Source organism: Pseudomonas sp. SORT22, assembly GCF_018417635.1.
GTDB lineage: Bacteria > Pseudomonadota > Gammaproteobacteria > Pseudomonadales > Pseudomonadaceae > Aquipseudomonas.
The window spans coordinates 2,650,692-2,677,092 of record NZ_CP071007.1 but is presented as its reverse complement, the minus strand read 5'-3'; the positions used below and the strand labels follow the sequence as shown (position 1 = coordinate 2,677,092).

General features: G+C 63.8%; 20 protein-coding genes and 1 pseudogene. 14 read left to right on the top strand and 7 right to left on the bottom strand.

Annotated elements, in window-relative coordinates; all coding sequences use genetic code 11:
* Positions 1-21: 21 nt before the first annotated feature.
* Complete coding sequence (norR, locus tag JYG36_RS12410) at positions 22-1,542, bottom strand: nitric oxide reductase transcriptional regulator NorR (RefSeq protein WP_213604177.1); 1,521 nt, start codon at positions 1,540-1,542, stop codon at positions 22-24.
* A gap of 167 nt (positions 1,543-1,709) precedes the next feature.
* Between norR and JYG36_RS12405 the strand changes: the two are divergent.
* Positions 1,710-2,144 (top strand): annotated as a pseudogene (locus JYG36_RS12405) (hemerythrin domain-containing protein); the annotation flags it as partial.
* A gap of 138 nt (positions 2,145-2,282) precedes the next feature.
* On the opposite strand, the gene JYG36_RS12400 reads toward JYG36_RS12405, so the two are convergent.
* The 6 genes from JYG36_RS12400 to vasI form a co-directional block, all read right to left on the bottom strand.
* Positions 2,283-2,720: a hypothetical protein gene (locus JYG36_RS12400; protein WP_093381857.1), complete on the bottom strand. Its 438-nt coding sequence runs from the start codon at positions 2,718-2,720 to the stop codon at positions 2,283-2,285.
* Positions 2,721-2,737: 17 nt separating this feature from the next.
* Positions 2,738-3,928 carry an NnrS family protein gene (locus JYG36_RS12395; RefSeq protein ID WP_093381855.1) on the bottom strand — a complete coding sequence of 397 codons (1,191 nt, stop codon included), beginning with the start codon at positions 3,926-3,928 and terminating at the stop codon, positions 2,738-2,740.
* A gap of 203 nt (positions 3,929-4,131) precedes the next feature.
* Positions 4,132-5,442 (bottom strand): oxygen-independent coproporphyrinogen III oxidase, encoded by a 1,311-nt coding sequence (locus JYG36_RS12390; RefSeq protein WP_195884357.1) that lies wholly within the window; start codon positions 5,440-5,442, stop codon positions 4,132-4,134.
* Between the two features lie 92 nt (positions 5,443-5,534).
* Positions 5,535-9,143 (bottom strand): type VI secretion system membrane subunit TssM, encoded by a 3,609-nt coding sequence (tssM, locus tag JYG36_RS12385; RefSeq protein ID WP_213604173.1) that lies wholly within the window; start codon positions 9,141-9,143, stop codon positions 5,535-5,537.
* A gap of 7 nt (positions 9,144-9,150) precedes the next feature.
* On the bottom strand, positions 9,151-10,581 hold the full coding sequence (gene tssA / locus JYG36_RS12380) for a type VI secretion system protein TssA (RefSeq protein ID WP_213604171.1): 1,431 nt from the start codon (positions 10,579-10,581) through the stop codon (positions 9,151-9,153).
* Positions 10,569-11,243, bottom strand: coding sequence for a type VI secretion system-associated protein VasI (gene vasI / locus JYG36_RS12375; protein WP_249744425.1), 675 nt, complete (start codon positions 11,241-11,243; stop codon positions 10,569-10,571). Before vasI ends, tssA begins: the two co-directional genes overlap by 13 nt.
* Before the next feature lie 298 nt (positions 11,244-11,541).
* Between vasI and tssB the strand changes: the two genes are divergently transcribed.
* The 13 genes from tssB (at position 11,542) to JYG36_RS12310 (ending at position 26,147) form a co-directional block, all read left to right on the top strand.
* Positions 11,542-12,057: a type VI secretion system contractile sheath small subunit gene (tssB, locus tag JYG36_RS12370; protein ID WP_213604169.1), complete on the top strand. Its 516-nt coding sequence runs from the start codon at positions 11,542-11,544 to the stop codon at positions 12,055-12,057.
* Positions 12,058-12,120: 63 nt separating this feature from the next.
* The gene (tssC, locus tag JYG36_RS12365; protein WP_045197971.1) at positions 12,121-13,599 is read left to right on the top strand and encodes a type VI secretion system contractile sheath large subunit; all 1,479 of its coding nucleotides are present in this window, start codon (positions 12,121-12,123) and stop codon (positions 13,597-13,599) included.
* Positions 13,600-14,016, top strand: a complete 417-nt coding sequence (gene tssE / locus JYG36_RS12360) for a type VI secretion system baseplate subunit TssE (protein WP_093381842.1) — start codon at positions 13,600-13,602, stop codon at positions 14,014-14,016. It begins immediately after the preceding gene.
* Positions 14,017-14,023: 7 nt separating this feature from the next.
* Positions 14,024-15,790, top strand: coding sequence for a type VI secretion system baseplate subunit TssF (gene tssF, locus JYG36_RS12355; protein WP_093381841.1), 1,767 nt, complete (start codon positions 14,024-14,026; stop codon positions 15,788-15,790).
* Complete coding sequence (gene tssG, locus JYG36_RS12350; protein WP_213604166.1) at positions 15,754-16,779, top strand: type VI secretion system baseplate subunit TssG; 1,026 nt, start codon at positions 15,754-15,756, stop codon at positions 16,777-16,779. Before tssF ends, tssG begins: the two co-directional genes overlap by 37 nt.
* Complete coding sequence (gene tssJ, locus JYG36_RS12345; RefSeq protein WP_213604164.1) at positions 16,776-18,185, top strand: type VI secretion system lipoprotein TssJ; 1,410 nt, start codon at positions 16,776-16,778, stop codon at positions 18,183-18,185. Before tssG ends, tssJ begins: the two co-directional genes overlap by 4 nt.
* Before the next feature lie 37 nt (positions 18,186-18,222).
* Positions 18,223-19,569 (top strand): type VI secretion system baseplate subunit TssK, encoded by a 1,347-nt coding sequence (gene tssK / locus JYG36_RS12340; protein ID WP_213604161.1) that lies wholly within the window; start codon positions 18,223-18,225, stop codon positions 19,567-19,569.
* Entirely contained in the window at positions 19,562-20,368 is an 807-nt protein-coding gene (icmH, locus tag JYG36_RS12335; protein ID WP_093381832.1) for a type IVB secretion system protein IcmH/DotU, read from the top strand. The genes tssK and icmH overlap by 8 nt, the downstream gene beginning before the upstream one ends.
* A gap of 120 nt (positions 20,369-20,488) precedes the next feature.
* On the top strand, positions 20,489-21,001 hold the full coding sequence (locus JYG36_RS12330) for an Hcp family type VI secretion system effector (protein ID WP_045197961.1): 513 nt from the start codon (positions 20,489-20,491) through the stop codon (positions 20,999-21,001).
* Between the two features lie 75 nt (positions 21,002-21,076).
* The gene (locus tag JYG36_RS12325; protein ID WP_093381831.1) at positions 21,077-21,334 is read left to right on the top strand and encodes a PAAR domain-containing protein; all 258 of its coding nucleotides are present in this window, start codon (positions 21,077-21,079) and stop codon (positions 21,332-21,334) included.
* An 18-nt stretch (positions 21,335-21,352) separates the two neighbouring features.
* Entirely contained in the window at positions 21,353-23,719 is a 2,367-nt protein-coding gene (locus JYG36_RS12320; RefSeq protein WP_093381830.1) for a type VI secretion system Vgr family protein, read from the top strand.
* Positions 23,719-24,588 (top strand): VRR-NUC domain-containing protein, encoded by an 870-nt coding sequence (locus tag JYG36_RS12315; RefSeq protein ID WP_213604159.1) that lies wholly within the window; start codon positions 23,719-23,721, stop codon positions 24,586-24,588. The genes JYG36_RS12320 and JYG36_RS12315 overlap by 1 nt, the downstream gene beginning before the upstream one ends.
* A 2-nt stretch (positions 24,589-24,590) precedes the next feature.
* Entirely contained in the window at positions 24,591-26,147 is a 1,557-nt protein-coding gene (locus JYG36_RS12310; protein WP_213604157.1) for a type VI immunity family protein, read from the top strand.
* Positions 26,148-26,401 lie beyond the last annotated feature (254 nt).

Here is a 26,401-nt window from a genome sequence, read left to right as displayed (position 1 = left end):
CCGCCATCAACGCCAGCGGCGTTACTTGAGACGCAAGCGCCTGGCCAGTTTGTGCAGGTTGCTCGGGTCGAGCGCCAGCAGCCGCGCGGCGCTGGCCCAGTTGTCGCCGCTCAGGCGCAGGGCCTGGGCAATGGCCTGGCGCTGGCAGGCGTCGACGGCTTCGCTCAGGGAACTGAACGCCAGCGCCGGTGGTGCCCCCTGCTCTGCCACTGGCGCGGCAGCCGGCGCACTGTCGAGGTCGAGCACCTGCGGCTCCAGGGTAATGATCAGGTTGCGGCTGCCCTCGCGGCTCAGTTGCTTGAGCGCGGCGCGGCTGATTACATGCTCAAGCTCGCGCACATTGCCCGGCCAGTGGTAAGCCAGCAGCGCCCGCTCGGCCGCCGGCGACAGGCGCAAGCCGCGCAGGCCCAGGCGGGTGCGGTTGAGCTCAAGGAACTGCCCGGCAATCATCAACACATCGTCGCCGCGCTCGCGCAGCGGCGGGATCGGCAGCGGATACACCGACAGGCGATGGTAGAGGTCGGCGCGAAACAGACCGTCGCGGATGCTGTCGGGCAAGTGCCGGTTGGTCGCGGCGATGATGCGCACATCCACGTGCAGCGGCTTGTCGGCGCCCAGGCGCTGGATCTCGCCGTTCTGCAACGTGCGCAGCAGCTTGGCCTGCACGCTCAGCGGCAGTTCGCCGACTTCATCAAGAAACAGCGTGCCACCGTTGGCCGCATCGAAGCGCCCGGCGCGGTCGCTGCTGGCGCCTGAAAACGCACCTTTGACATGGCCGAACAGCTCACTCTCGGCCAGGGACTCAGGCAAGGCCGCGCAGTTGACCTGGATCAGCGGCTTGTGGCGGCGCCGCGATAAACCATGCAAGCGGCGGGCGAACAGCTCCTTGCCGACCCCGGTCTCGCCCAGCAGCAACACCGGCAGTTCGGCGTCGGCGAGCAGTTCGATCTCGTTGAGCAACTGCTGCAGCACCGGGCTATGGCCAAGAATCTCGCTCGCTTCCAGCGGCGCACGCAGGTCCTGGGGTTCGCTGCGTGACAGGCGCAGGCTGCGGTTCTCCTGCTCCATGCGGGTGACCCGCAGGGCCGCTTCGATCTGCAAGGTGCAGCGTTTGAGTTCATCGCGGGCAGCGCTGTCGAAGGTCCCCGGCTGCAACGCATCGAGAGTGATCGCACCCCACAGTTGGCCTTCTACGTAAAGGCTGACGCCCATGCAGTCGTGCACAGCCAAGGGCTCATGCAGCGCGCTGTCGAGCAGGCCATCGTAAGGGTCCGGCAGGCGGCTGTCGGGCTCGAACCAGGTCGGCTCGCGCGAAGCCATGATCGCTGCCAGGCGCGGATGCCGGGCGATCACGAAGCGCCGGCCGAGGGCTTCGTGGACCAGCCCGACGCTGGCCTGCGGGCGCAGGCTGTCGCCCTCCAGGCGCAACAGGCCGACCGCGCCGCAGTTGAAGTACTCGCGCAGGGTTTGTACCAGGCGCTGCAAGCGCACGGCATTGGGCAGTTCGACGATCAGGTCGGCGGCCAGGCTTTCACGCAGCATGGTAGTTACTACCCTCTATGGTTATCGCTACCCGCAGGCAGGCAGGTAGATTTCACCACAAGCCCGGCGCCAGACCTTGATTTCGGGCAAGTAAAGCTGGCATGGGCGATGCAATCACCCTGGGACACTTTGCCAGCAGAGCAGGCCCCCTGATGAACCCGACCGAACTGATCGCCCATATCCTCACCCGCTACCACGATCGTCACCGTGAGCAACTGCCGGAACTGATCCGCCTGGCCCGACGCGTCGAGCAGGTCCATGGCGGCCACGCCCAGTGCCCCAACGGCCTGGCCGACCACCTGCAGGACATGCAGCAGGAACTTGAAGGGCACATGCTCAAGGAGGAACAGGTGCTGTTCCCGATGTTGCAACGGGGCATGGGTCGCCAGGCGGGTGCGCCGATCCAGGTGATGCGCATGGAGCACGACCAGCATGGTGAGGCGCTGGAGCGTTTGAGCCTGTTGACCAACGACATCAGCGCGCCGGAAGGTGCCTGCAACACATGGCGTACCCTGTACCGTGGGCTGGCGGAATTTCGCGAGGATTTGCTGCAGCATATTCATCTGGAGAACGATGTGCTGTTCGTCAAAGCCCTGGCTTAACGCACTGGCCTCATCGCGGGGCAAGCCCGCTCCTACAAATGGGTCTGTGTACGCCAAACCTGTGGGAGCGGGCTTGACCCGCGATCGAGCGCGCAGCAGTTGTAATCCAGGCAAGGGCCCGCCTGAGTACGGCGCAGGCTAATGCCAATAGAACATCGCCTTGGCCAGTACCACGATCACCAACATATGGCCAAGAATGCTGCAGCGAATCCAACGCGCACGCCCCTCGCTCAAGCGTCCGCGCTTGAGCCAGTACGCCAGCAACAGGTAATGGCCAATGATGCTCAGGGCCAGGACGATCTTCAGGCTCAGCAGGCTGGCAAAGCTGCTGGCCAGCGGCTGGCTCAGCGCCGCGCGGTGATGCCAGGCCAGGCCAAGCCCCGCGCCGTACAACAACAGCACCACACCATGCAGCACCTTGCGTGAACGCACCGACAGCGCCTGGTCTACCCCGGCCAGCGCCGCAGCCGGCACGTGGCGGCGCGCCGCCTGCCAGATGAGCAGTTCAAAAAACAGCGTGCCGATAAAGGCGATGGCTGCCAGTAGATGAACCACCAACAAATACGGATACAGCATCCTTCGCCTCCAGGCGCTTAACCAGGGTGCCCGTCAACCCGGGCGCGCAACAGCATCGGCGCATAGCGCCAGGCATACAAGGCAAACGCCAGCACCCAGCACACGCCCGCCAGCCACAAACCGCCCAGCGGCAGCCACAGTACCAGCAACACCCGGCTGACCCCGGCCAGATTGAGCAGGATGAACGCCAGGGTCATCCCCGCCGGCGGCTGCAACGCCCGCCCGGTATGGCCAAGGCTGACCCGGGCGATCATCGCCAGGATCAACCCAGCCATGGCGCCGATGGTCAGGCAATGCACCGCCAGGCTCGGATTCAGCGCCACGCCGAAATGCCACAGGGCCATGCCCAGGCAGGCCAGCACCAACCAGGCATAGGCCAGGTGCAGCGACCACAGCAGCGGCACCCGCCACAGCCCGTGGTCATACCAGCGCCACAGGCGTAGCCCGTGGCCGCACGCCAGGGCAGCAAACAGCGCGCCGATCCCGGTATTGGTGGTCAGCGCCGGCCCCGCCGCATACAACAGCGCCACCAGTGCCGAACCCGCCAGCAGCAGCCCGTCGAGCCACGGCCAGGGCACTACCGCCGCGGTGCGGCCCAAGCCGCGCTGGGTGAAGAACGGAATCACCCGCCCGCCAATCAGGCCCATCATCGCCCCGACCAGCCAGATGCCGCCGAGCACGCCCTGGCGCTGCCAACCGTCGTGCTCTTGCACCAGGCCATACACCGACAGGCCATCGACCGCCGTCAACAGCAGCAACACCATCACGATCGGGTAATTGCGTTTTTGCCGCACCTGCCACAGGGTGCGCCCCATCAGCACCGCCACCAGCAGCGGGAAGCCCAGTTCCAGCAGCGCCAGCAACGGCCAGGGCGCATTCACCAACCATGCTACCCGCCCGGCCAGCCAGAGCAACGCCAGGCCGGCCAGCGGCTTGCCGCTCAGGCCCGGCTGGCCGGTCCAGGTCTGCACCGCCGTGAGCACAAAGCCGGCAATGATCGCCAGGCCAAAACCGAACACCAGTTCATGCCGGTGCCAGGCCAGCCAGCCGCCGGCCGGCTGCCAGTTGCCCAGGGTGCCGTTCAGGGCCGCCAGCCACAGCGGTATCGCCAGCACTGCCAGGGCACAGCCCGCGAGGAACAACGGGCGGAACGCCAGGCGCAACAGCGGCGCGATGGCCAGCGCTTTACGCCGATCAAGTACTTGCATCAAGCCTCTCCTTACCTTGTTCCCGACAGCTCAGCGTGACCCGTCGGACTTGAGCAAGGTAGTGCAAGAGCCATGCCCCTCGCGGTTTGCGGGGCGCGGGCTCGGCCATGGGCTGAATTCGGGGTAACAATGACCCTGCCATGGTTGTTTCTACCCTTGTCATCCAGGGTATTTTCGACCCTCAAAAGAATAGTTGGCCAGGCTCAAAGACCGGCATCGTGATCGACCCATTGCTGCTGTTCGAACAGCTGGCAGATGGCATCCACGTTCACCCGCCCGGCGGGCAATATGCTGATGTGGCGCGCCGAGACCTCCACCAGCCCTGTCCGGCGCATGGCCTCCAGCTGGCGCCAGGCACTGGCGAAGTACTGGCGAAAATCCACGCCGTAGCGGGCCTCGATGGCCTCGATATCCAGCTCCAGGTCACAGGCCAGGCGCTCGCTGACGCCCTGGCGCAGTTGCTCATCGGCCTCGCAGCGCCAGCCGCGGCACGTAGGCAACTGATCGTTGCGCAACGGCTGAAGGTAGTGCGTCAGGGTCAGGGCGTTCTGCGCATAGAGCGCGTCGAACTGGCTGATCGCGCCCAGGCCCAGACCGACATGGTCGCAATAGCCGTGACGGGTAAACCCCTGGCAATTGCGCCGCAGGCGCCCGCGCTCCTGGGCAATCGCCAGGTCGTCGTCGGCGCGCACGAACTGGCCGAGGCCGATGTGTTGGTAACCTGCAGCCAGCAACTGGGCAAAGCACAGGCGCCGCATCAGCGCTTTGTCCTGCTCGCTGCAGGGTGCCTGCCGGGCACATTGGGCGTAGCGCGCCGGCGGCTGGCTGTAGTCGAAAACCTGCAGGCGGTCGGGCTCAAGCTCGATCAGGGTGGCAAGCTTGCGGGCAAAGCTGTCCGGGGTCTGCCAGGCATGGCCATAGCCGAGGTCGACACTCACTGAGCGAAAATCAAAGGTGCGCGCGGCATCGATCAGTGAATGGATCGGCGCCGGGTTCTGCCAGTCGGCAGCCGACAGCACACCGCCCTGGCCACAATCGGGCACACCGATACTGACCTGGTTGAAACCCAGGTCGCGCAACAGCCCCATGGTCGCCCACCGGGTGTGGTGCAAATCGACTTCAACAGCGTAGTCACCCAGTTCGTGTGGCAAAAAACTGAAGCGTTGGCGCAGTTGCTCCATCAACCGCTGCAACACCTCAAGGCCTGGAGTGGCACCGCTCAACCGGAACTGCTCGATGCTCTGGTCGGCCCCCAGGTGGCAGCCGACCAGGGCGATCTCCCGTTGCAGGCCGCGCAGGTAGGCGTCCTGCTCCAGCTCATCGAGCCCGGCCGCCAGTTGCACGCTTAGCGACAATGGCCGGTGCTGCTTGCGGCTCGCGCGCAAGGCGCGCAACACGTCCAGCGAACCGATGCCGGTGTGGAACCTGCGGGTATCGGCATGCCCGCCGGGCTCGCCCGGCCATTGCCCGTGCACGCTGACGGGCTGCGGGTGGCGATGGTGTAAATCAGGCATGGCGGGCTCCCAGGCGGGCTGCGGAGCCTCAGTGTCTGCCCTGAGCGGCGCACAGGCCTTGATTTGCATCAAGCGCGGCGCGGGGCGCACGGCTATGACTCATCATCGACCGCCAGGCCGCGGCGCGCCTCGAGCAAGGTCCTGGGCAAGGCAAATCCGGCGAAACTGCGCTGGGTCACCGGGTTGTTGGCCTTCTGTACCTCGACCCGGTAGCGCATCAGGCCATCGGCGACGGCAAAGGTCAGATCGACGCTGGTGTCGGTGCGGCCGTTGAGCTGGGCGCGGCTGAGCAGGCGAAACAGCGACCAGGGCCCACGATAGCTGAGGCTGGCGGTGTTACCGCTGCTGTTCACCAGCGTCAGCTGGCTGGCACTGGCACTGCCCAGGTCATTGGGCCAGACCAGCCCGGTGCGCTGCGGCGCGCCATGGCGGTACGGGACCAGTTGGCCATCGATGCTCAGCAGGCTGCTCAGGCGACTGCTGCTCAAGGCCAGGGGTTCGATGCTCAATTGCACCGCCAGGTGGCCGCGGTTGTTGAAGAAGGTGTCACGGATGCGTTCGGCATGCTGCAGTTGCTCCAGCACATCGCTGCGCACCAGGTAGCCACCCAGGGCATCGGAGTACAGGGCGTCGAGGTTGTCCTTGAGGAATACGCTCAGGTACTGGTCCTGAAACTGTTGCAAGCGCCCCTTGGGGCCGAAGAAGCTCTCGAAGTCTTCCAGCGAGGCATCCTCGCCAGCAGGCCTGAACGGGTAACGATTGGCCAGGCGCTCATGGTAGAAACTGTAGACCTCGCTGTCCCAGCGCTTTTCCAGCTCGCCCAGAGCGGCGATCATCAACACCTGCGCGGTCTGGTCGGCAAGCTTTCTGGCCTGCTGGTTGAGCGGTTCGGGCAAGCCGGCGGCGATCCGCTGCAGGTTGGCAATCGGGTCGGCGGCGCCCAGCGAGAAGCGCTGCAACACCGCTTTCAATGCCGCCTTGCCCGGGTCGGGGCTGTCGTGCACAGCCTTGGCGTAGTCGTACACCGCACTGACCGCACGCAGGGTTTCGTCATAGTAGGACGGCCGGTCAGCCTGGGCCGTGATCAACTCCGTCAGGCCGGAAAATGCCCGGCGGATCGCCACCGCCTGGGGCGGCCCATCCGTAGCCCTTTGCGCACCGGTTAGCGGCTCAACTTCGGCCACCGGCAGTGATGCAAAGATCACCGTATTGTCGCGCAGGGTTTCCAGCAGGCGGCGCACCGGTGCGCCAGGCCCGGTCACCTGCTCCAGCACCGCCACGCCGTGGCCCAGGTCACGAAAATCGACGATCGAAACCTGGCTCAGTGCCCGGCGCCAGCTGTCCACATAGTCGGCGTGGTACAGGGCGCGAACGCGCTGGCCGAGCACCTCGCGGTCATGTTCGGAGTAATCCAGGCGCTGACGCTCGCCGAGTACCCATTGGTCGATCATTGCCAGCTCGATGAGGTTACGGCTACCCGACTCGAAGTAAGCCTTGTAGCCTTTGGCCGTGAGCAGCGGAGCCAGTAACAGGCTGTCGCCCTCACTGGCGGACGGCACCTGGTAGATGATGTCAAAGGCCGGGCCCACTTCGCTGCGCAGGTCCAGCGCCGGCTGCAGACGCGCCTGCGCCTGGCGCTTGAGAGCCAGATAAACCCGCTCGGCCATGGGCCGCTGACGCAAGGCCTGTTGCACCTGGGCGATTTTTTCGTGGTGCTGCGCCAGATCGGCGTCGGCGTACTTCAGCGCGTAGTCGAGGTGGCGCATCAGGTCGGCTTGCACCTGCCCCTGCCCGGGGTAGGCGCGCTGCCATTGCCGAGCTGCCCACTGCTCGACAATGGCCGCCTGGCGATTGCCTCGATCTTCAATCATGCGGTACACGCGCAACGCCTGCAGTTGCTCGTCACTGCCGGTAGGCGCAGCAAAGACAGCTTCCAGGGCGCGGCTGGCGATGGCCGGCAAAAAGCGCTTGGACAGCAGCTTGAGGTAGGCTTCGTCCACCGTCGGGCCAATCTTCTTGCCCTGGTACAGGCCCATGTCGGACAGCAGCGGCCAGGCCTGACGATAGTCGCCGTACACCGACACCGCGTCACGAATCTGGTCCAGCGGCGCCAAAAGATTACGGCCAGTGGTGTCGACCTTGGCATCGATATCCCGTGCACTGAACTCCTGGCTTTTGGCCAGGACGCTGGCCGCCTTGCCACGGTTGACGCTGAAGTACAGCTGCCACAGCCCCACCGCCAGCAAGCAGCCCAATGAAGCGACGGCAAACCCGGCAAGCAACAGCCGGCGCTTGCTGCGGGCGACCTTGATATTGTCGCCGGCCAGCCCCGCCTCCGGGTAGATGACGCGCTGGAACAGCTGCTGGGCGAAATAGACCACCTTGCCGCCGGCAGGCTTTACCTCGGCTGCCGGCGACGGCAGTTGATAGGATTTGCCGGCCTCGTCGACGAAGGCGTTGCTCAGCGTACCCTGCTGGTACACCGAGGAAAAGTACACCCCCCGTACCAGTGCCGGCGTGGTGAAGCGGTCGCTGCCGAGCATCTCGGCGAAAAAACCCAGCAGTGCCGGACGCAGGCCGGATAACTGGCGCACCAGCGCCACCAGCCGCTGACGCTCGCTCAACGAATGGGCCTGGGCGCAACTGTCGAATACCTGCGCCCCCAGAAGCTCGACAAACCTGTCGTAACGGCTGGCCAGCTCTTGCTGCCAGGCATCGAAGTCGTCCACTGCCGCCAGGCTGAAGGTGAAGCCCAGCAATGCTTCACGCCCGCTCGGCGAAAGCCGGGCAAAGCACTCTTCGAAACCTTCCAGCAGGTCGACCTTGCTCAGGGTCACGTACACCGGCAGGCGGGTGCCCAACTGCCGGGTCAGTTCATACAAGCGTGTGCGCAGCAGGTTCGCCTGGGCCTTGCGCTGCTCCGGCGCCTGGGTCAGCAAGCTTTGCAGGTCAATCACCAGCACCACGCCATTGAGGGCGCGACGGCTGCGGGTGCGGGCCAGCCAGTCGAGCAGGTGCAGCCACAGCCGCTGGTGAGTACCGACGGGGAGCCCCTGCTGAACGCTGTCTTCGCCCTCGGCACTGGCTTGGTGGGGCAATGGCTCTTCAGGCTGGCTGAGCAGTTCGCCCGGCGGGTCGAACAGCACTGCCTCGTCCCCTATCCACCAGTCGATCGGGTACGCCAGATCGGGATCCTGCTGGGCGCTGGCGCCCGCGCGGGTGACCTGGGACAGGGCGAAGCTCTGGTTGGAGCGGGTAATCAGGCTGGTCTTGCCGGCATTCTGCGCCCCGAGCACCAGGTACCAGGGCAGTTGGTACAGCGAGCGGCGGCGCTCCATGTTGTTGAGCAGGTGATCAAGGCTGCGCGCCAACGCCCGCTCCTGGGCCTGTACATGGGGCAGGCAGGGGTCGGCCTGGCGCGCCGCCTGCTGTTGGCGCTCGGCCTGAAACGCCTGGTATCGCCGGCGTACCCGCCAGGCCCAGGCCAGCAGCGGCGCTACCAGCACCACGACACTGGCCGCCACGCGCATGGGCAGTGGCGCCAGCGGTCGATGGTCATTCCAGACCAGTTGCGGGCCCAGCCACCAGATTGCGCCCAGCACCAGCAGCACGCCCAGCAGCACCAGCAACGTCAGTGACCGGTTGAACTGGCGCAGCATCGGCAGCCGCCAACGCTTGAGGTGACTCCAGACCCTATCCATATTTTCGCTACTCCTTGACTGCAGTGATCAGCGGGTCGGCGCCAGAGCGCTGTGCCACCTTCAGGTACAACTGTGGCTCCCAGCCCTGTGCGCTGGTCTCGCGCATCATCCGGGCAACGCCGGCATACAGATCGTCCGCCAGCCACGCCAGACCGCGGGCGGCCAACAGGTCGGCGGCAATCACCGTGGCATAGCAGCGCTGGCGTGGGGCCTGCTGCTCGGCTTGCAGTTCCTGCAAGCGCAACAGCACGACCTCGACGCCTTCGCGATCAAGCTGGGCAATCAGTTCGTCGCGCAGCCCGGCGAACTCCTGCACCGGGCTGTGCGCCGCCTCGGGCTGATCGGCGCCGCTGATCCAGGCCAGGGTCTGGGCATCGGCGAACGGCGTGCCGTCGCTGAAGCACAAGCTGGTCAAACCCGGTAAACGGCAGGCGAAGCGTTCGCAGGCCTGGCGAATGGCACCCGCCACTTCGTCCATGGCCAGGCGCGAAGCCACGCTGGCCGCCAAAAAGCTGCCGCGCAACCAGTAGGGTGAGGCGCCAACACTGCGCTCGATGCGCATCAGCAACGCGGGCTCGACGTTGTTGGCGGCCAGGGCGTCGTGGTAGCTGTCGACGATATCCCGGGGCACCGCGCTGAGTTCGCTGCGCCGCTCGCGGGTGACCGACGGCGCGGTGCGCACAGGGGTCCACAAGGCGAAGCGCCGCAACTGATAGCCCACCGGGTCGTAGGGGTCCTGCTGGTTGATCTGTTCAGCCATGTTCAGCAAGGCCCGGCGCTGTTCACGCTCATTGCCCACCGGCGCCGTGCTTGCGAAGAACGCCGGGCTCAGGCCGGCATCGGCAGCTACCGCGCGACCTGCCGGGGCCGGCAGGCAGCGTTCGCGGTACTTGCCCAGTTGCAATTGCAGCGCTTCGATCGCTGCGGGCTCGAGCCGCGTGGTTTCGATGCCGTCCAGCAAGCTGGCCAGGGCCTGTTCGGCGTCGGTCTGGTGAACCTCGGCAAAGCTGCTACGCTGCAGGCTCGGCAGGGCCTGGCCGAGCCCCTCGAGCAGGCGCAGCACCTGCTTGCGCTTGTTCAGGTAGCCGGTCGGCCCTGGCACCGGGTGAGCACTGTCCCAGTAATGCTCGACCATGCCCGCCAGCAGCGTCAGGGCAGCGCTCCAGTGCCCCCACTCTGCGGTGCGCAGCCACACCACCTGCAGATGGCCGAGAATGCGCAGGTGCTTGCACTGAGTGGCAAGGTACTGACGCGAGGCTTCATCGATGTATGGCCAGTCGATAGTGTTCTCGCGCAGGCCGCCCAGCTTGACCATTTCCTGGTCGATGGCCTGGAAGGTTTCATCTTCCACATCAAAATAACCGGCGGGCCGGTCGGCCTCGATGGGCGCCAACAACTGCGTGAGAGCGCCGGCCGGGAGGTCGATCACCAGCGACATAGCTGGCGCTCCTGCTCGATCAGCTCACCCAAACCTTGCGCATCGAAAACCAGCCCGTCCAGTGCCGGGTAATCGCTTTTCACCCTCAGGCGCTGGCCGCCGCCCATGCGCCGCAGCAGGGCAATGGCTTGCAGCCCGCGCCCGGCGTCAACCACCAAACCGGCATCGTCGAGTACTTGCCACGGGTAGGCATCGGCCACCGGCTGGCCGTCCTTGAGCAGTTGCAGGCGGATACGGTTGGGCCCGGGCGGCTCATCCAGCACCAGTTGCACCCGGGAAATATTCGCCTCGCAGCTGATCGCAAGGTAAGGCCGCGGCGGCGCGACGCCCAGCGCCGGCGCGGAAATGATCATCCGCTGGCGGCTGTCATCATCGGCTTCGGGCCAGAGCGATGCGAGGAAGCGAAAGTCGTCCGCGGCGCGGCGCTGCTCATTGCGCTGCACCAGGTCGACGACAGCCGGTACCAGGCCTACCCGCGAAGCCGGGCTCGCCACCGGCGCCGGGCCCGGTGGCGTACCGGCGGCTTCGTCGAAACAGGCCAGGCGCTTGAGCGGCGAAACGATCGAGGTGCAGTCCGGCGCCGCCAGCGCACTGGCTGGCAGCAATACCGCTACGCACAGGCCCAGCCACCTGTATTGCCACTCCTTGCCCATAGCGCCCATCGCCACTCCTCAGCTGCAACTCATGCAAGTTTGCCGATAGTTGTTCAATCGAATAAAACGCATTTAAAGCATCACTCAATTAAAAAATGAAATGCAAGCTGCAACAGGTAAAAAATCAGCAAATCGCCAAATACAGGAAGAGCAAGTAAGAAATATAAACACCGTCTTAAACGCAAATCAGAACATTGGCGAATTGTCCTACGCATTAATCAGAACATTTTAGGAAACATCCGACATGACAAAGGGTATTGGATCCACTCCTAATATAAATGACCTACAGCCTGAAATGGATATTCCCATGTCTAAAATGCACGGTTCCGTCGCCCCCAAAGAGCGCATCAATATCAAATATGTGCCCGCTACCGGTGATCAGCAGGCAGAAGTCGAACTGCCGCTGAAATTGCTGGTCACCGGGAATTTCCTGGGCCGCGGCGATACCTCGAGCCTCGAGGAGCGCCGCCCGGTGCGCATTGACAAGGACAGCTTCAACGCCGTGCTGGCCGAGGCTGAGGTGGGTTTACAGATGGCAGTACCGTCAACACTGTGCGCCGACCGCGACAATGACTTGAACGTGCACCTGCACTTTCGCTCGATCAATGACTTCGGCCCGGATGCCATCGCCCGGCAAGTACCGGAGTTGAACAAATTGCTGCAACTTCGCGAAGCACTGGTCGCCCTTAAAGGGCCGATGGGTAATGTACCGGCCTTTCGCAAGCACTTGCAAAGCCTGCTCAGTGACGAAGCCACTCGCCAGCGCCTGGCCCAGGAACTCGACCTGGTACTGGATGCAACAAATACGGTTACCGACGCATAACAACCGCGCAACTAACACTGACTCCCCCTGCCCTGCATCCCAGTTATGAACGGAGAACCCACCATGCCCAAGGAAAGCGCTGCAGCCCAGGTCCTGACGACCGATGAACACGCCTCGCTGCTCGATCAACTACTGGCCAACACCACGATCCGCCCTGCCCAGGAAGGCTACGCCATCGCCCGCCAGGGGGTGGCCGCCTACATCAGCGAGATCCTGCAAAGCGGTGATCACCAGCAACCGGTGAACAAACACCGGGTCGACCAGATGATCAGCGAAATCGACCAGGCCTTGAGCCGGCAAATCGACCAGATCCTCCACCAGCCGCAGTTCCAGCAACTGGAATCGGCCTGGCGCGGTTTGAAGCTGCTGGTCGATCGCACGGATTTTCGCGAGAACATCAAGCTCGAGGTGTTGCATGTCACCAAGGAGGAGTTGCTCGACGACTTCGACAATGCCGGCGACATCACCCGCAGCGGCCTGTACAAGCACGTCTACAGCGCAGGCTTCGGCCAGTTCGGTGGCGAGCCGGTGGCAGCGATGATCGGCAACTACACCTTCGGCCCGTCGTCGCCGGATATCAAGTTGCTCGGCTACGTGGCAGCGGTTGGCGCCATGGCCCATGCGCCGTTCGTGATGGCCGCAGGGCCTGAGTTTTTCAACCTCAAGAGTTTCCAGGAGCTGGCCGCGGTCAAGGAAGTCAACGACATCTTCGAAGGCCCGGCGCATGCCAAATGGCGCGGTCTGCGGGACATGGAAGACGCCAAGTACCTGGCCGCGACCCTGCCGCGCTTTTTGTTGCGCTCGCCCTGGCACAGCACCGAGAACCCGATTCGCAGCTTCTGCTACGACGAGGGCATCGACGCCAATCACGATCACTACCTGTGGGGCAACACGGCGTTTTTAATGGCTTCGCGCATCACCGAAAGCTTTGCCCGCTACCGCTGGTGCCCGAACATCATCGGCCCACAATCAGGCGGTGCGGTCGATGACCTGCCGGTGCACCTGTTCGAAGCCATGGGCCAGTTGCAGGCCAAGATCCCCACCGAAGTGCTGATTTCCGATCGCAAGGAATTCGAGCTGTCCGAAGCCGGCTTCATCCCCCTGACCATGCGCAAGGACAGCGACAACGCGGCGTTCTTTTCGGCCAACTCGGTGCAAAAACCCAAGACCTTCCCCAAGACCCGCGAAGGCCAGCAAGCGCAGACCAATTACAAGCTGGGCACCCAGCTGCCCTACCTGTTCATCGTCAATCGCCTGGCCCATTACATCAAGGTGCTGCAACGCGAGCAGATCGGCAGCTGGAAGGAGCGCCAGGACGTCGAGCGCGAACTGACTACCTGGCTCAAGCAATACGTTGCCGACCAGGACAACCCGTCCGCCGACGTACGCAGCCGCCGGCCCTTGCGCGCCGCGCAGATCGAAGTCCAGGAGGTGGCCGGCAACCCGGGCTGGTACCAGGTCTCGCTGGCGGTGCGCCCGCACTTCAAGTACATGGGCGCCAACTTCGAGATCTCGCTGGTTGGCCGCCTGGACACCCAGTAGATGAGCGTCAACAGCCTGTTCGAACGCCTCGAGCCCGACGCCCCGCACTACCGCCCGGGCACGGCGCAGAGCCAGGCCCGGCAGGCGATCGAAGCGATCAAGCGGCACCTTGAACAGGTGCTCAACGCCCGCCAGGGCTGCTCGCAAAGCAGCCCTGAACTGGGCCTGCGCGATTTCAACGGTGCCGCCCAGGGCAGCAACGACCTGCTGATCGCCATCAGCGCCGACATTCGCCGCTCGGTCGAGGCATTCGAGCCGCGGATCAAGGTCACCGGTGTGCGTTATCAGCCTGACCCGGACCTGCCGCTGGAGCTCAACTTTCGCCTCGACTGCCAGGTACGGCTCGAGCACAGGGAAGAACAGGTGCAACTGGAAGTGGCCATCCATGGCCACGACGGCTACACCCGGGTGAAGTGAGAAGACCATGAGCTTGAAACAACGCTTTGCCGATGAACTGCGTTACCTGCGCGAGCTGGGCCGCGAGTTTGCCGAAGACAACCCGCAGCTGGCGCAGTTTCTCGGCGATCAGGCCGGCGACCCGGACGTCGAGCGCCTGCTGGAAGGCTTCGCCTTTCTCACCGCCAAGCTGGGCATGAAGATCGACGACGACCTGCCCGAGCTGACCCATCCGTTGCTGCAGATGCTCTGGCCCAACTACCTGCGCCCACTGCCCAGCGCCACCATCGTGTGCTTCGAGCCGCGGCCTGACGCGATCACCCGGCGCAAAGTGCTGCCCAAGGGCACGCGGTTGTTCGCCAAGCCCGTGGATGGTGTGTCGTGCGAGTTTCGCACCTGTACCGAAGTCAGCCTGTTCCCCCTGGCCATGCAAGAGGTCAGTGATGCGCACAGCCGCGAGACCTCAATGCTGCGCATCGATCTCAAGGTGCTGACCCCGCAACCGCTCAACAGCCTGGAGTGCGAGCAACTGGATTTTCACCTCAGCGGTGACGACGCTACGGCCCAGACCCTGTACCTGTGGATTGCCCACTACCTGAAACGCCTGACCCTGCATATCGATGGCAACACCTACGGGCTGTCGGCCGAGAACATCGGCTTTCCCGGGTTCAGCGCCGAAGAGGCGCTGCTGCCCTACCCGCGCAATGTCTTCGACGGCTACCGGATATTGCAGGAGTACTTCGTCTTCCCCCAGCGCTTTCACTTCTTCAGCCTCACTGGCCTTGCCCGGGTATGGCCGGCGCTGAGCTGCGGGCAGATTCGCTTCGAGTTCGAATTCTCCCGACCCATGCCGGCCAACATGCGCCTGTGCACCCGCGACCTGCAGCTGTACTGCGCACCGGCGGTCAACCTGTTCAGCCACGATGCCGAGCCCATTGCCCTCGACGGACGCCAGCTGGAGCGGCGCATCCGGCCTGCGGGCAAGCACCCTGAAGCGTATGAGGTGTTCAGTGTCGACCGGGTGGCCGGCTGGGATGCCAGCGACAAGGAACGCCAGGGCGAGCCGCTGCGCACCTTCACCCCTTTCGAGTCGTTCCAGCACGAGATCGAACTCGCCCGCGGGCGCACCGCCCTGTACTTTCGCACCCACATCGAAGAATCCCATGGCCGTGATGGCCTGATCCATCGCATCGCCTTTGTCCGCGGCGACGAGAGCCTGTACATCGGCGAGCGCGAAACCGCCTCGATCGAGCTGACCTGCAGCAACCGCGACCTGCCCCAGGCCCTGGGTGTCGGCGATCTGTCGTTGTCGACCGAGGCGACGCCTTCGTTCGCCACCTATACCAACCTGATCGCGCCGACCCGCGCCTACCGGCCGGTACTCGACAGCAGCCTGCACTGGACGCTGATTTCCAACCTGTCGCTCAACTACCTGTCGCTGCTGTCGGCCGAGCCGCTCAAGGCGGTGATTCGCGCCTACGACTTTGCCGCCCTGCATGACCTGCAGCAGGCCCGGGCCACACGCAAGCGCCTCAATGGCATTGGAAAGGCCCAGACCTGCGCGGTCGACTGGCTGATGAAGGGCCTGCCGGTGCGCGGCCTGCAGACCTGCCTGCACCTGGACCAGCAGGCCTTTCTCTGCGAGGGCGACCTGTACCTGTTCGCCAGCGTGTTGTCACGCTTCTTTGCCCTCTACGCCAGCATCAATTCCTTCCATCGCCTGGAAGTGATCAACACCACCAACAACGAGCACTATGAATGGCCACTGTTGACCGGCAGGCAACCCCTGATCTAGCCCAAGCGCTGCTGGCCGACGCCCGCAACTATTCGTTCCATCGCCTGCTCGAGCACCTGCACGCCCTGCACGGCGACGACCTCGAAGCGCTGCCCGCGGCCCTGGCCACGCGCCGCCGGGTTCGCCTGCAGAGCCAGGCCAGCCTCGGCTTTCCGGCGTCCGACGTAACCCAGGCGGGCGTGCTGGCCGACGACGGCAGCGGCAACCAGCGTTATCGGGTACAGACCAGCTTCTTCGGCCTGCAGGGCAGCGACTCGCCCCTGCCCGCCTACTACCTCGACCGCCTGGCTTACGAGCAGGCCCAGGAGCGCGGGATTCGCCCGGCATTCCTGGACTTTTTCAATCATCGCCTGCTGACCCTGCTGCACCAGAGCTGGCGCAAGTACCGCTACTACATCCGCTTCCAGCCCGGGGCCCGCGACCGTTTTTCGCGTTATGTGTTTTCTCTGATCGGCCTGAACGACAACGACCTGCGGGGTGCTACGCCCTTGCCCTGGGGCCGCCTGCTGAGCTTTGCCGGGCTGATCGCCAGCCGCAGCCGGCCGCCGTCGATGGTGTCCGGCATCGTCGAGCATTGCTTCGATGTACAGGGCGTCTACCTACGTGAGTTCGAACGGCGCACCGTGCCCGTGCCCTCGCGCCAGCGCCTGGTGCTGGGCGAGCGCAACGGCCAGCTGGGCAACAGCTTCGTGCTCGGCGAGCGCACCCGGACCCGCGCCAGCAAGTTCACCCTGGTGATCCCCAACCTGTCCCAGGCGCGCTTTCGCCAGTTTCTGCCCAGTGGTACGCAGTTCGCCCGCCTGCGCCAGTTGCTGGAGTTTCTGCTGCGCGACGTGACCGCCTACGATCTGGAGCTGCGCCTGTGCGCAGAGGACGTACCGCCGTTCAACCTGCAGCGCCAGGGCGGTACCCACCTGGGCTGGACCAGCTTCATCGAGAACCAGCAACAGCGCCACCCTGCCGTGGTACGGATCAGGGGGCGCGCATGAAACTGACCCTGGTGATCGGCAATCCGGCGCAGCTGCTGCATGGCTGCCTGCCCAGCCGGGGCATGGATTACCGCGGCGGCCTGATCGGCAGCCACGGCTGCGACTGGCTGCTGCGTGACCGCTCTGGCCGCGTGCGCCCGCAGCACTGCCGGATCCACTGGCATGAAGGCCGCTTCTGTGTCACCGACCTGTGCGACGGCACTTACCTCAATGGCCATGACCTGCCCCTGGGCCGCGGCGCCACCGTTCGCCTGAACGAAGGCGACTGGCTTAAGGTCGGTGTCTACCGGATCGTCGTGCACCTGCACAGCGCTGCCTGTACCGACGATGACCCACGCCACCTGAGCCAGCGTTCGCTGGCCGAGCTGTTCAGCGGGCACGAGGACGGCCTGGAGGACTGGCACGCCAATACCCGCCCGCTGCAGCCAGCGCCTGTGCCTGCCCCGGCCTTGTGCGCGGATTTCGATCGCCTGTGCCGGCCACTGGATCCGCGCGAACAGCACGACCCGTTGCTGGGCCTGGGCGCGCCGCCGTCGATGCCGCTGGCAACAGCCCATCGCCAGCCCGCACCCAACCACCGCCACCCGCCTGTTGCGCGTGGCAGGAAACACCCGGCAGCGGCCAGCTCACTGCGCCTGGGCCTGTTGCTGCTGGCAGCCCTGACCCTCGGAGGCTGCACACTGCTGGGCAAGCTCGGCCAGGTGATCGTCGACCCTTCGACGCCGGTGGGCGGCCCCGATGATCAACCCAGCTACTACTCGCTGAGCCTGCACGCCAGCGATGACGTCAACCGCCGCCTGGTCACCCCCGGCAACGCGCCAATGGCCGCCGAACACCCCGCCGAGGCGCCCTACCGCCTGGACATCAAGGCCAGCAGCCCCCAGGCCCTGGCAGACAAGCTGCAAGCGGTGCTCGAGCATCTGTACGAAAACGCCCCGGCGCAATCACCCGTGCGTGAAGAACCTGCGCCTGAACCCCAGGCGTCCTGGGTCGAGGAGTCGCCCCTGGGCGATTACCAGGCTGCCGGCGTCCACCTGGCTACCTCGGCACAGCACCTTGCCCCGCAACTGATTGCCACGCCGGTGGCGTTCAGGGTCCTGCAACTGAGCGACGACTCGTTGCTGATCAGCGCCAGTGCCCAAGCCCTGGCGCTCGACCTGAAACACGCCCTGGGCAGCACCTATATCCGCGTCGACGACTACCTGTTGCGGCCCGGCCAGTTCAAGTTCATCGACCCACAGCCCCTTGATGAGCAGACGCGCTTCGTCGCGGTGATCGCCGACTACCACAACGAGGAGGTCAGCCAGTGGAAGCAGCTGCTGCGCGTCGAACCCAAGGGCCGGCGCTACGCGTTGCTGGTCGAGCTTGGCCAGGCGCAAGTCGAGCTCAAGGGTGAAACCCGATGACGCCAGCTTGCGCCCCTTACCTTCAGAGAGCCCGACAATGAGTTCACGCAACCCGGTCATTTGGCACGAGGGTTTGTTCGTCAAACCCCAGCACTTCCAGCAACAGGCACGCGCTATGGAGGCCGCCGCGCAACAGCGGGTCGAGAGCCTCAACCCGGCGCCGTACGGCTTCAGCGAGCTGGAGCTGAACAACGAGTTCCTCAATTTTGCCAAGGTGGCGATCAATCGTGCGCGGGGCATCCTGCCTGACGGCAGCGTCTTCGACATCCCCGGCGACCTGGCCCCGCCAGCGCCACTGGAAATCAGCGACAGCGGCCTGGTCAACCAGGTGGTCTACCTGACACTCCCGCTCAAATCCGCCGCAGGCCTGGAGGTGCGCTGGCCCGAGCAGTACGCCAACAGCCGCTACATCGCCCAGCGCAAGCCGGTGCATGACATCCACAGCGAAAGCGGCGACCAGGTGGAAATGAACCTGGCGGTCCCCAACCTGCAACTGATGCTCGAACGCGATGACCGCAGCGCCTTCACCAGCATTGCCCTAGGCAGGATCCACGACAAGCGCCCCGACGGCAGCCTGGTGATGGACGAGCAGTTCTATCCCACCAGCCTGTCATTGCAGGCGGTGCCGGCGCTGCAGCGCTACCTGGGCGAAATCACCGGGCTGATGCGTGAACGGGCGCGCAACCTGGCCGAACGCATCGGCTCGCCCGGGCAGTCCGGGGTGGCCGACGTCACCGACTTCAACCTGCTGCAAACCCTCAACCGCTGGTACCCGCTGTTCCAGCACCTGAACCGGCAACGCCACATCCACCCCGAACGCCTGTACATCACCTTTGCCCAGGCCTGCGGCGAGCTGGTGACCTTCACCGAGCAAAGCCACCTGCCCGAGGAATGCCCGGCCTATCAGCACGACAGCCTGCACCAGTGCTTCAAGCCCCTGGAACTTACCCTGCGCCGGGCCCTGGGCACGGTGCTGCAACCACGGGCGGTATCGCTGCCGATTGAAACCCTGGAGTACGGCGTCATGAGCGCCGCACTGGGCGACAAGCGACTGCTGGACAACGCCGAGTTCATTCTCGCGGTACGCGCCAGCCTGCCGCTGGAGACCTTGCGCCAGCAGTTGCCGCGGCAGATCAAGATCAGTTCCAGCGAAACCCTGGGCCGGCTGATCAGCCTGCAACTGCCGGGCATCCCCTTGATCCCCCTGCCGGTGGCGCCACGCCACCTGCCGTTCCACGCCGGCTTCAGCTACTTCGAACTCGACCGCCACGACCCGGCCTGGCAAAGCCTGCACAGCGCCAGCGGCTTTGGCTTACACATCGCCGGTGACTTCCCTGAGCTTGAGCTGCAGCTGTGGGCCATCAGGAGTGAAAAAGATGCGTGATGCCAGCCAGGAGCCGAGCAATCAAGAGCTCCACTTTGACGCGGTGCCGCACAAAACCGGCAACCCCGCCGGCGCTCCCGGGCCGCTGCGCTGCGACCCGCAGTTCGACTTGCGCGGGCTGTCGTGGAACCCCCTCTGTGATGCCGCCATGCCGCTGATCGGGCTGGTCCTGCGCCTGCATAGCCTGGACGCGCACGATGAGGTGCTGGCCTTGCGCCAGAGCATTCACAACCAGATCGTCACGGTAATGGAAGAAGTCGCCCAGCTCGACTACCAACCCAGCACTCTCAAGGCCTACTCCTACAGCCTCTGCCTGCTGGTGGATGAAGTGGTCATGAGCAGCGCCTGGGGCTTTCATGGCGAGTGGCGACAGCAGCCGTTGCTCAGTGCCTTGCACCATGAATCCTGGGGCGGCGAAAAGTTCTTCACCCTGCTGGCGCGCATGTCCAGCGAAGCGGCCAAGTACCAGCACGTCCTGGAGTTCATGTACCTGTGCCTGTGCGTGGGCCTCAAGGGCAAGTACGGCAAGCAGGCCAACGGTGAGGTCGAGGTGCAGAAGATCATCACCCAGTTGCACGGCGTGCTGCGCCCGCTCAGGGGCGAAACGCCCACGCAGTTGACCGAGCCGCTGCGCAACATTGCCCCACGCAATTACCGGCTCAAGCGCAGCTTGCCGCTGTGGACACCCTGGGCCCTGGCCGCCGTGGTCCTGGTGGGCGCCTACAGCGCCTACGCCCTGCGCCTGAACAGCATCAGCGAACAGGTGCTGGTGTCGCTGGAACGGATTCTCAGCCTTTGAACGATTTTCAGCGCGCCCCCGGGCGCCTGCAAAGCCTGGCCCATCGGGCCAACACACTCACCGTCATGGCGACGGTGGCGACCTGCGGGTCGTTCAATCGAACGCGACACGGAGCATGTCATGCCAACACCTGCCTACATCAGCATCCACGGCCAGAACCAGGGCCACATCACCAAGGGCGCCTTCACCGCCGACTCGGTCGGCAACGTCTATGTCGAAGGCCATGAGGACGAGATCCTCGCCCAGGAAATCGATCACCAGATCACCACCCCGACCGACCCGCAGAGCGGCCAGCCGTCAGGCCAGCGGGTGCACAAGCCGCTGATCTTCACCAGCGCCCTGAGCAAGGCCTCGCCGATGCTCTACCAGGCCCTGGCCACCGGCGAAATGCTGCCGACTGTCGAGGTGAAGTGGTTTCGGACCTCGGTAGACGGCAAGCAGGAGCACTTCTTCACCACCAAGCTGGAAGACGCCACCGTGGTCGACATCCACACCGTGCTGCCCCATGCCCAGGACAGCGACAACGCCAACTACACCCAGCTGATCAAGACCAGCCTGGCCTACCGCAAGGTCAGCTGGAGCCATGAAGTGGCCGGCACCGAGGCCTCTGACGACTGGCGCAAACCGGCCTAACCGCTGCGCCCGTACCGTTGCACCACGGCTCGCCTGTGGCGCACCCCTTTCCTGCTGCACCGATCAGGAGGCGATATGCCTGCCATCGTACTGCTTGGCCACAACCATCACTGCCCCACCTGCGGCCCGACCACGGTCGACAGTGGCGCCGACAGTTTCACCGTCAACGGCCGCGCCATTGCCCGGGTTGGTGACACCCTCGGCTGCGGCGCCAGCATCACCAGCGGCTCGTCGTCGATGACCATTGGCGGCCATTCTGTGGCCCGGGTCGGCGATACCACCGACCACGGCGGCACCCTGGAAAACGGCGACGCCAGCTGGCTGGTCGACTGACCCTACAAGGAGCCCCCCATGCCCCGCCAAAGCGACCTGCGCTTCACCTTCGAGCCCCTGCAGGGCGACGCCTTCGAGGTGGTCGAGTTCCACCTCGAGGAAGGCCTGTCCCAGCCCTTTCGCCTGAGCCTGGAGCTGGCCAGCCACGACCCGGCCGTCGACTTCAACCGCGTGCTCGACCTGGCCGCGCTGTTCACCCTGTGGCGGGGCGACACCCCGGTGCGCTACGTGCACGGCCTGGTCAGCCTGTTCAGCCAGGGCGACACCGGCTTTCGCCGCACCCGCTACCGCGCCGTGCTCGAACCCAGCCTGGCACGCGCCGGCCTGCGCTCGAACTGGCGCATGTTCCAGGGCCAGAGCGTGCCCGAGATCATCCTCGCGGTGCTCGAGGCCCAGCGCCTGAGCGAGGTCAAAACCTACCTGTGCTTCGACCATCCGCCGCGCGAATACTGCGTCCAGGCCGGCGAAAGCGACCTCGACTTCATCGCCCGCCTGGCCGCCGAAGAGGGCCTGCTGTACAGCTTCGAGCACCGTGCCGACGGCCATACCCTGTGGCTCACCGACCGCGTCGGCGGCCTGGGCACCATCGGCACCCACGAGCACTGCCCGGTGCTCTACCAGCCGCTGGCCGGCGGCGACAGCGCCGAGCCGGCCCTGCAGCGCTTTCACTACACCGAACAGGTGCGCAGCGCGCGCCAGGTGCAGCGCGACTACACCTTCACCCACCCCTATTACAACCTGCAGCACAACGCCGTCGGCGCCAGCGACCTCGACCACCAGCACAGCGACTACGAACGCTACGACTACCCCGGCCGCTACAAGCGCGACGCCAGCGGCAAGCCCTTCACCAAAACCCGCCTGACCGCGTTGCGCAGCGACGCCCGCCTGGCCCACATGGAAGGCGATGACGCGCGTCTGCAGCCGGGCCTGGCCTTCGACCTCAACGACCACCCGCGCGAAGACTTCAACGACCGCTGGCGCACCATCGCCATCGAGCACCACGGCACGCAGCACAGCAGCCTGCTCGAAGAGGCCTTCGGCAGCGACAGCGGCACCGCCTACCGGCTCAGCGCCAGCGCCATCCGCTGGGACGCCGACTGGAAAGCGCCGCTACGGCCCAAGCCGCGCATCGACGGCCCGCAGATCGCCAGCGTGGTCGGCCCGCCGGGCGAAGAGATCTACTGCGACGAATGGGGCCGGGTCAAAGTCAGCTTCCCCTGGGACCGCGACAGCCACCAGGACGACCACAGCTCCTGCTGGATCCGCGTCGCCCAGGGCTGGGCCGGCGCCACCTGGGGCGCCATGGCCATCCCCCGGGTCGGCCAGGAACTGATCATCAGCTACCTGGACGGCGACCCCGACCAGCCCATCGCCACCGGCCGCGCCTACCGCGAAACCAACCTGCCGCCGTATCAACTGCCCAAGCACAAAACGCGCATGACCATCAAAAGCCGCAGCCACAAGGGCCAGGGCTTCAACGAGCTGCGCTTTGAGGATGAGCTGGGGCAGGAAGAGGTGTTCATCCATGCCCAGAAGGACAAGAACGTTCATATCAAACACAACAATGGGGTGTTTGTTGGCAATGATCGCAGTGAGAAGGTCGAGCGCGATGAGCAGATCGAGATCGGCCACGACCGCAGCGAACGGGTCGGTAACGATGAGCGGGTTGAGGTTGGGCAGGATCAGTATTTGCAGGTGGGGCGTGATCGCTTTCAGACCATTGGCCGCAACCACTCGCTCAACATCGGTGGCGATCGTATCGAGGAGATAGCCAACAATCGATTAGAGAAGATTGCCGCTGACTATCACTCCGAAGTTGGAGGCAACGCCCAACATTCGGTGAGAAACGCCTATCAGCTGTCTGCCCGCCACAGTATCGAGCAAAAGACTACCCGCTTCGAAGTTGCCGCAGGCGAGCGAATCGAGCTCAAGGCCGCTGGCGGGAGTATCACCATCGATTCCAGGGGCATCACCCTCGACGGATTGACCATCCATTTCAAGGGAACGGTGACCAGCGATGCAAACGGATCGGGTAATTCGTTTACCCATGCACCTCCCTCTCCCGCTCCACTCGGCAATTTCTTGGGCCGCTACACGCTGGTGAAGAACGATCAACGCGCCTTCTCAGGTTACCGGTACCGCATCAGCACTGGCGCGAGCGTACTCGCCGAAGGCTTGACCCGCACTTCAGGCGAAACCGATTGGGTGACAACCGAGAACGTCCAAGCCGTGCAGGTCCATAAGGCCGTCATGCGTGAAGACCAACGGATCACCGAGGACTGGCAGTCAAAAGTGGCTGCGATCGACTGGCAAGCTGCTGAGTACAGTGCCGATGAATTGTTTCCGGACGCATTGATTGACTATTACATGGGAGTAGATGACTGATGCCAGCCCCCGCCGCTATTGCGCGTGTAATCGAGGCCGCCTATCGCGCCTACAGGGCGCATCAGGTTTCTGAGGCAGTAAAGAGCGCAGCAGATCTGGCCGAATTCGCGCACGAGATTACTGAACGCAGAAACAAGATCAAGCAAGTTCTTCAAACCACCATAGAGAAGATGGCGCAGGAAGTTGACACTAAGAGTTCAACCTTTGCTCAAGTCGACCACGGTGGCAATAGCACCGTCTCCAGAAGAGGCAATGAAAATATAACGTTCAAGGAGTTCATTGAGCGCAAGGTTCCCTTTCGCCCTGCCATTAGCCAGGTGTGTACCACTGCGTTGCAAATCCCCATCAAAACACCTCGACGGATTCGCAAGAAGATGGGTGATGAATTGGTCAACAGCACAATCGAGATCGCACTCAAGCAACTCACTGCCTCATTGTTTTTCGAAGCCATTGACGAAGCGCTGGACTGGCACAGCCCACTCAAGGCTGAACCCAATTACAACCGTGCTAGCAGCAAAGCTCTGCTAGGTGAACCACCGACACGGCCCAAGCGCTTTGGCAAGGTGACGTCATTCTGGCCGCGACCTCGGGGAAGCCTTGCACCGGACTTGGTGGTAGTCGAGCACCGACAAGAACCCTTTGAAATCGAAAACGTTTTTGCGGCAGTCGAAATCAAGTTCCCCAGGGATTGGGCCAAGGCGATACAGATAAAGGAATACGTCGACCTCATGACGCCAAAATCCGGGGTGAATCGAGAGAAGATCGGCAAAGAAAAAGTAGCACTGCTGCGGGTTCCGGAAGATTGCACTGGCTTCGAAGCGGAAGAAAAGAAAAAAATCCCATCAGCACAAACACGGAAGAAAAGATAGCCATGAGCACTACTCACCAACTATTCACCTCCGAAGAGCGGGACCTGTTTGTCAAACTACTAAAAGAATGGCCAAACTCGGAATCTGGCAACACAGAAGCCACCTATAGCGTTACACCATTTATCACCTTTTACTTCTTGCCAAAAGAAGAAGAAAACAAAGAAATTTCAGCACTGTTAGTTGATATTCACGAGGAGTTTGAACAGCTGGCCGGGTACCCCTATAGCATCTTCATGCACGGCGCCGCTGCACGCCCTCGTCGCTATGATGCATTGCACCGCCCTGACCTTAGAAAACTGGCCAGCAAGACTGAGCCGTACGAATACTTTGTCTTCGAGTTCACCGATGAAGAAAACCATGCCTCTTCACCGACGACGGCCGGCTACTTTTGGCGCAGCAAGTTCAAAGCGGCCGACTGGAAAACAGCCTATTCATCGATTGTCTTTTACTACCGCTGGCAATGGTGGCTGGACAACCGCGAGGCGTGGCGCACATTTGTGCTCAAGACCATCGACCGGCTCAAAGCCGACCAGGTCTATAGCGGCTTTGCCATGGCCAACCCGCTGGAGTTCGGCACACGTGCCGCCGTCACCACCTGGGAGCGCGCCTTGACACCTGCGTTCTACGGCTTGGATATCGATTACCCGTACGGGATGGACAACGAGTTACTCGACGGCATTCGCCCACCCACGTGGGCCTTTTTGCTCGCCGACCCCTGGCGCGAAAAACTTGACCTGACGCGTGAGCAAGTGCACAACGCCCTGGCGCATCCGCGCATCAGTATCACCGAATTGCAATGCGGCCTATGGATCGAACTGGGCGAACAACCGGAGCTCTATCCCGCCGAGTATGGCGTGCCTGAGTTGCCAATGCTGTTGAACAAATTGTTAAAGCCCATTCGCTACGACGACTTGGGCTTATTGGGATTTGGTCAATGGGACGGCGATCCCAACGAGCGCTTCACCGACGCGGACGGCCGTCGCTGGATGGGCCGCTTTGATGCCGACAGCGACTGGCCTACACCCTTCATGCGCGTTGGCGCGCTGCCGACGAAGACGTGCACTCTACCCCCTGCACCGGCATGCGCCGTCGCCGGTATGCCATGCCTCCAAGCCGGGGTTTGGCGCATGGTCGGCCAGGCGGACAGCCGCCGAGTGTTTGAACAGGGGGACATCCTGCCCCACTTGAGCAATGAGTCGGATGACGGCTTTGTTATCTGGCAGCGCGACCCCGACCAGACCCCGCCGGAACCGGCTCGTTACGCCAACAGCCATGAGCCAGCTCCTCGCGCAGGGCGCTGGGAACTTGAGAGCGACCCGTGCGTGTCATGCGAACTGCGCGTGAATGATCTGCTCCCGCTTCATGCAGATCAGATTGTGCGCTGGCGCTGGCTTGGCTTCGGGCTTCGTGTACTCAGTGGGTCACTGTGTCCATATCCTGGAACATGGGTATGTGAGTACAAAACTGGCAGCAAGCGCTTTTTCGAATACGAGGCCCCTATGCCGACCATCGACGGCGAAAAAGTCGTCTGGTTTTGGTTGACCATATCGCCCCTGTGAGACTTGCTACTTGGTGATCATTGACTGCAACAACCACTCGCTACAGCCCAAGCAGAACGTACAAGCCGCGACCAAAACGCCATAGAGAGCACGTTCCAATGTACATATTCGACGACGCTATGAAATATAGTCCACCCTTTCTCGACAACCCCGCTCCAGGGCGCAAGTACGACCTGCCACGTCCGAACCAGCCACCAACTATGGAGCCTTCCCCTCTATTGCTGGCGAATTCGCCAAATCACGTAAATGACATA

Bases quoted from the DNA above. Each gene is read 5' to 3' on its own strand.
- tssB (WP_213604169.1), top strand. From the start codon at position 11,542: ATGTCTAAAATGCACGGTTCCGTCGCCCCCAAAGAGCGCATCAATATC.
- tssC (WP_045197971.1), top strand. From the start codon at position 12,121: ATGCCCAAGGAAAGCGCTGCAGCCCAGGTCCTGACGACCGATGAACAC.
- tssE (WP_093381842.1), top strand. From the start codon at position 13,600: ATGAGCGTCAACAGCCTGTTCGAACGCCTCGAGCCCGACGCCCCGCAC.
- JYG36_RS12320 (WP_093381830.1), top strand. From the start codon at position 21,353: ATGCCCCGCCAAAGCGACCTGCGCTTCACCTTCGAGCCCCTGCAGGGC.
- tssG (WP_213604166.1), top strand. From the start codon at position 15,754: ATGGCCACTGTTGACCGGCAGGCAACCCCTGATCTAGCCCAAGCGCTG.
- JYG36_RS12395 (WP_093381855.1), bottom strand. From the start codon at position 3,928: ATGCAAGTACTTGATCGGCGTAAAGCGCTGGCCATCGCGCCGCTGTTG.
- JYG36_RS12325 (WP_093381831.1), top strand. From the start codon at position 21,077: ATGCCTGCCATCGTACTGCTTGGCCACAACCATCACTGCCCCACCTGC.
- JYG36_RS12390 (WP_195884357.1), bottom strand. From the start codon at position 5,442: ATGCCTGATTTACACCATCGCCACCCGCAGCCCGTCAGCGTGCACGGG.
- tssJ (WP_213604164.1), top strand. From the start codon at position 16,776: ATGAAACTGACCCTGGTGATCGGCAATCCGGCGCAGCTGCTGCATGGC.
- JYG36_RS12330 (WP_045197961.1), top strand. From the start codon at position 20,489: ATGCCAACACCTGCCTACATCAGCATCCACGGCCAGAACCAGGGCCAC.
- JYG36_RS12315 (WP_213604159.1), top strand. From the start codon at position 23,719: ATGCCAGCCCCCGCCGCTATTGCGCGTGTAATCGAGGCCGCCTATCGC.
- icmH (WP_093381832.1), top strand. From the start codon at position 19,562: ATGCGTGATGCCAGCCAGGAGCCGAGCAATCAAGAGCTCCACTTTGAC.
- tssA (WP_213604171.1), bottom strand. From the start codon at position 10,581: ATGTCGCTGGTGATCGACCTCCCGGCCGGCGCTCTCACGCAGTTGTTG.
- tssK (WP_213604161.1), top strand. From the start codon at position 18,223: ATGAGTTCACGCAACCCGGTCATTTGGCACGAGGGTTTGTTCGTCAAA.
- norR (WP_213604177.1), bottom strand. From the start codon at position 1,542: ATGCTGCGTGAAAGCCTGGCCGCCGACCTGATCGTCGAACTGCCCAAT.
- tssF (WP_093381841.1), top strand. From the start codon at position 14,024: ATGAGCTTGAAACAACGCTTTGCCGATGAACTGCGTTACCTGCGCGAG.
- JYG36_RS12310 (WP_213604157.1), top strand. From the start codon at position 24,591: ATGAGCACTACTCACCAACTATTCACCTCCGAAGAGCGGGACCTGTTT.
- vasI (WP_249744425.1), bottom strand. From the start codon at position 11,243: ATGGGCGCTATGGGCAAGGAGTGGCAATACAGGTGGCTGGGCCTGTGC.
- tssM (WP_213604173.1), bottom strand. From the start codon at position 9,143: ATGGATAGGGTCTGGAGTCACCTCAAGCGTTGGCGGCTGCCGATGCTG.
- JYG36_RS12400 (WP_093381857.1), bottom strand. From the start codon at position 2,720: ATGCTGTATCCGTATTTGTTGGTGGTTCATCTACTGGCAGCCATCGCC.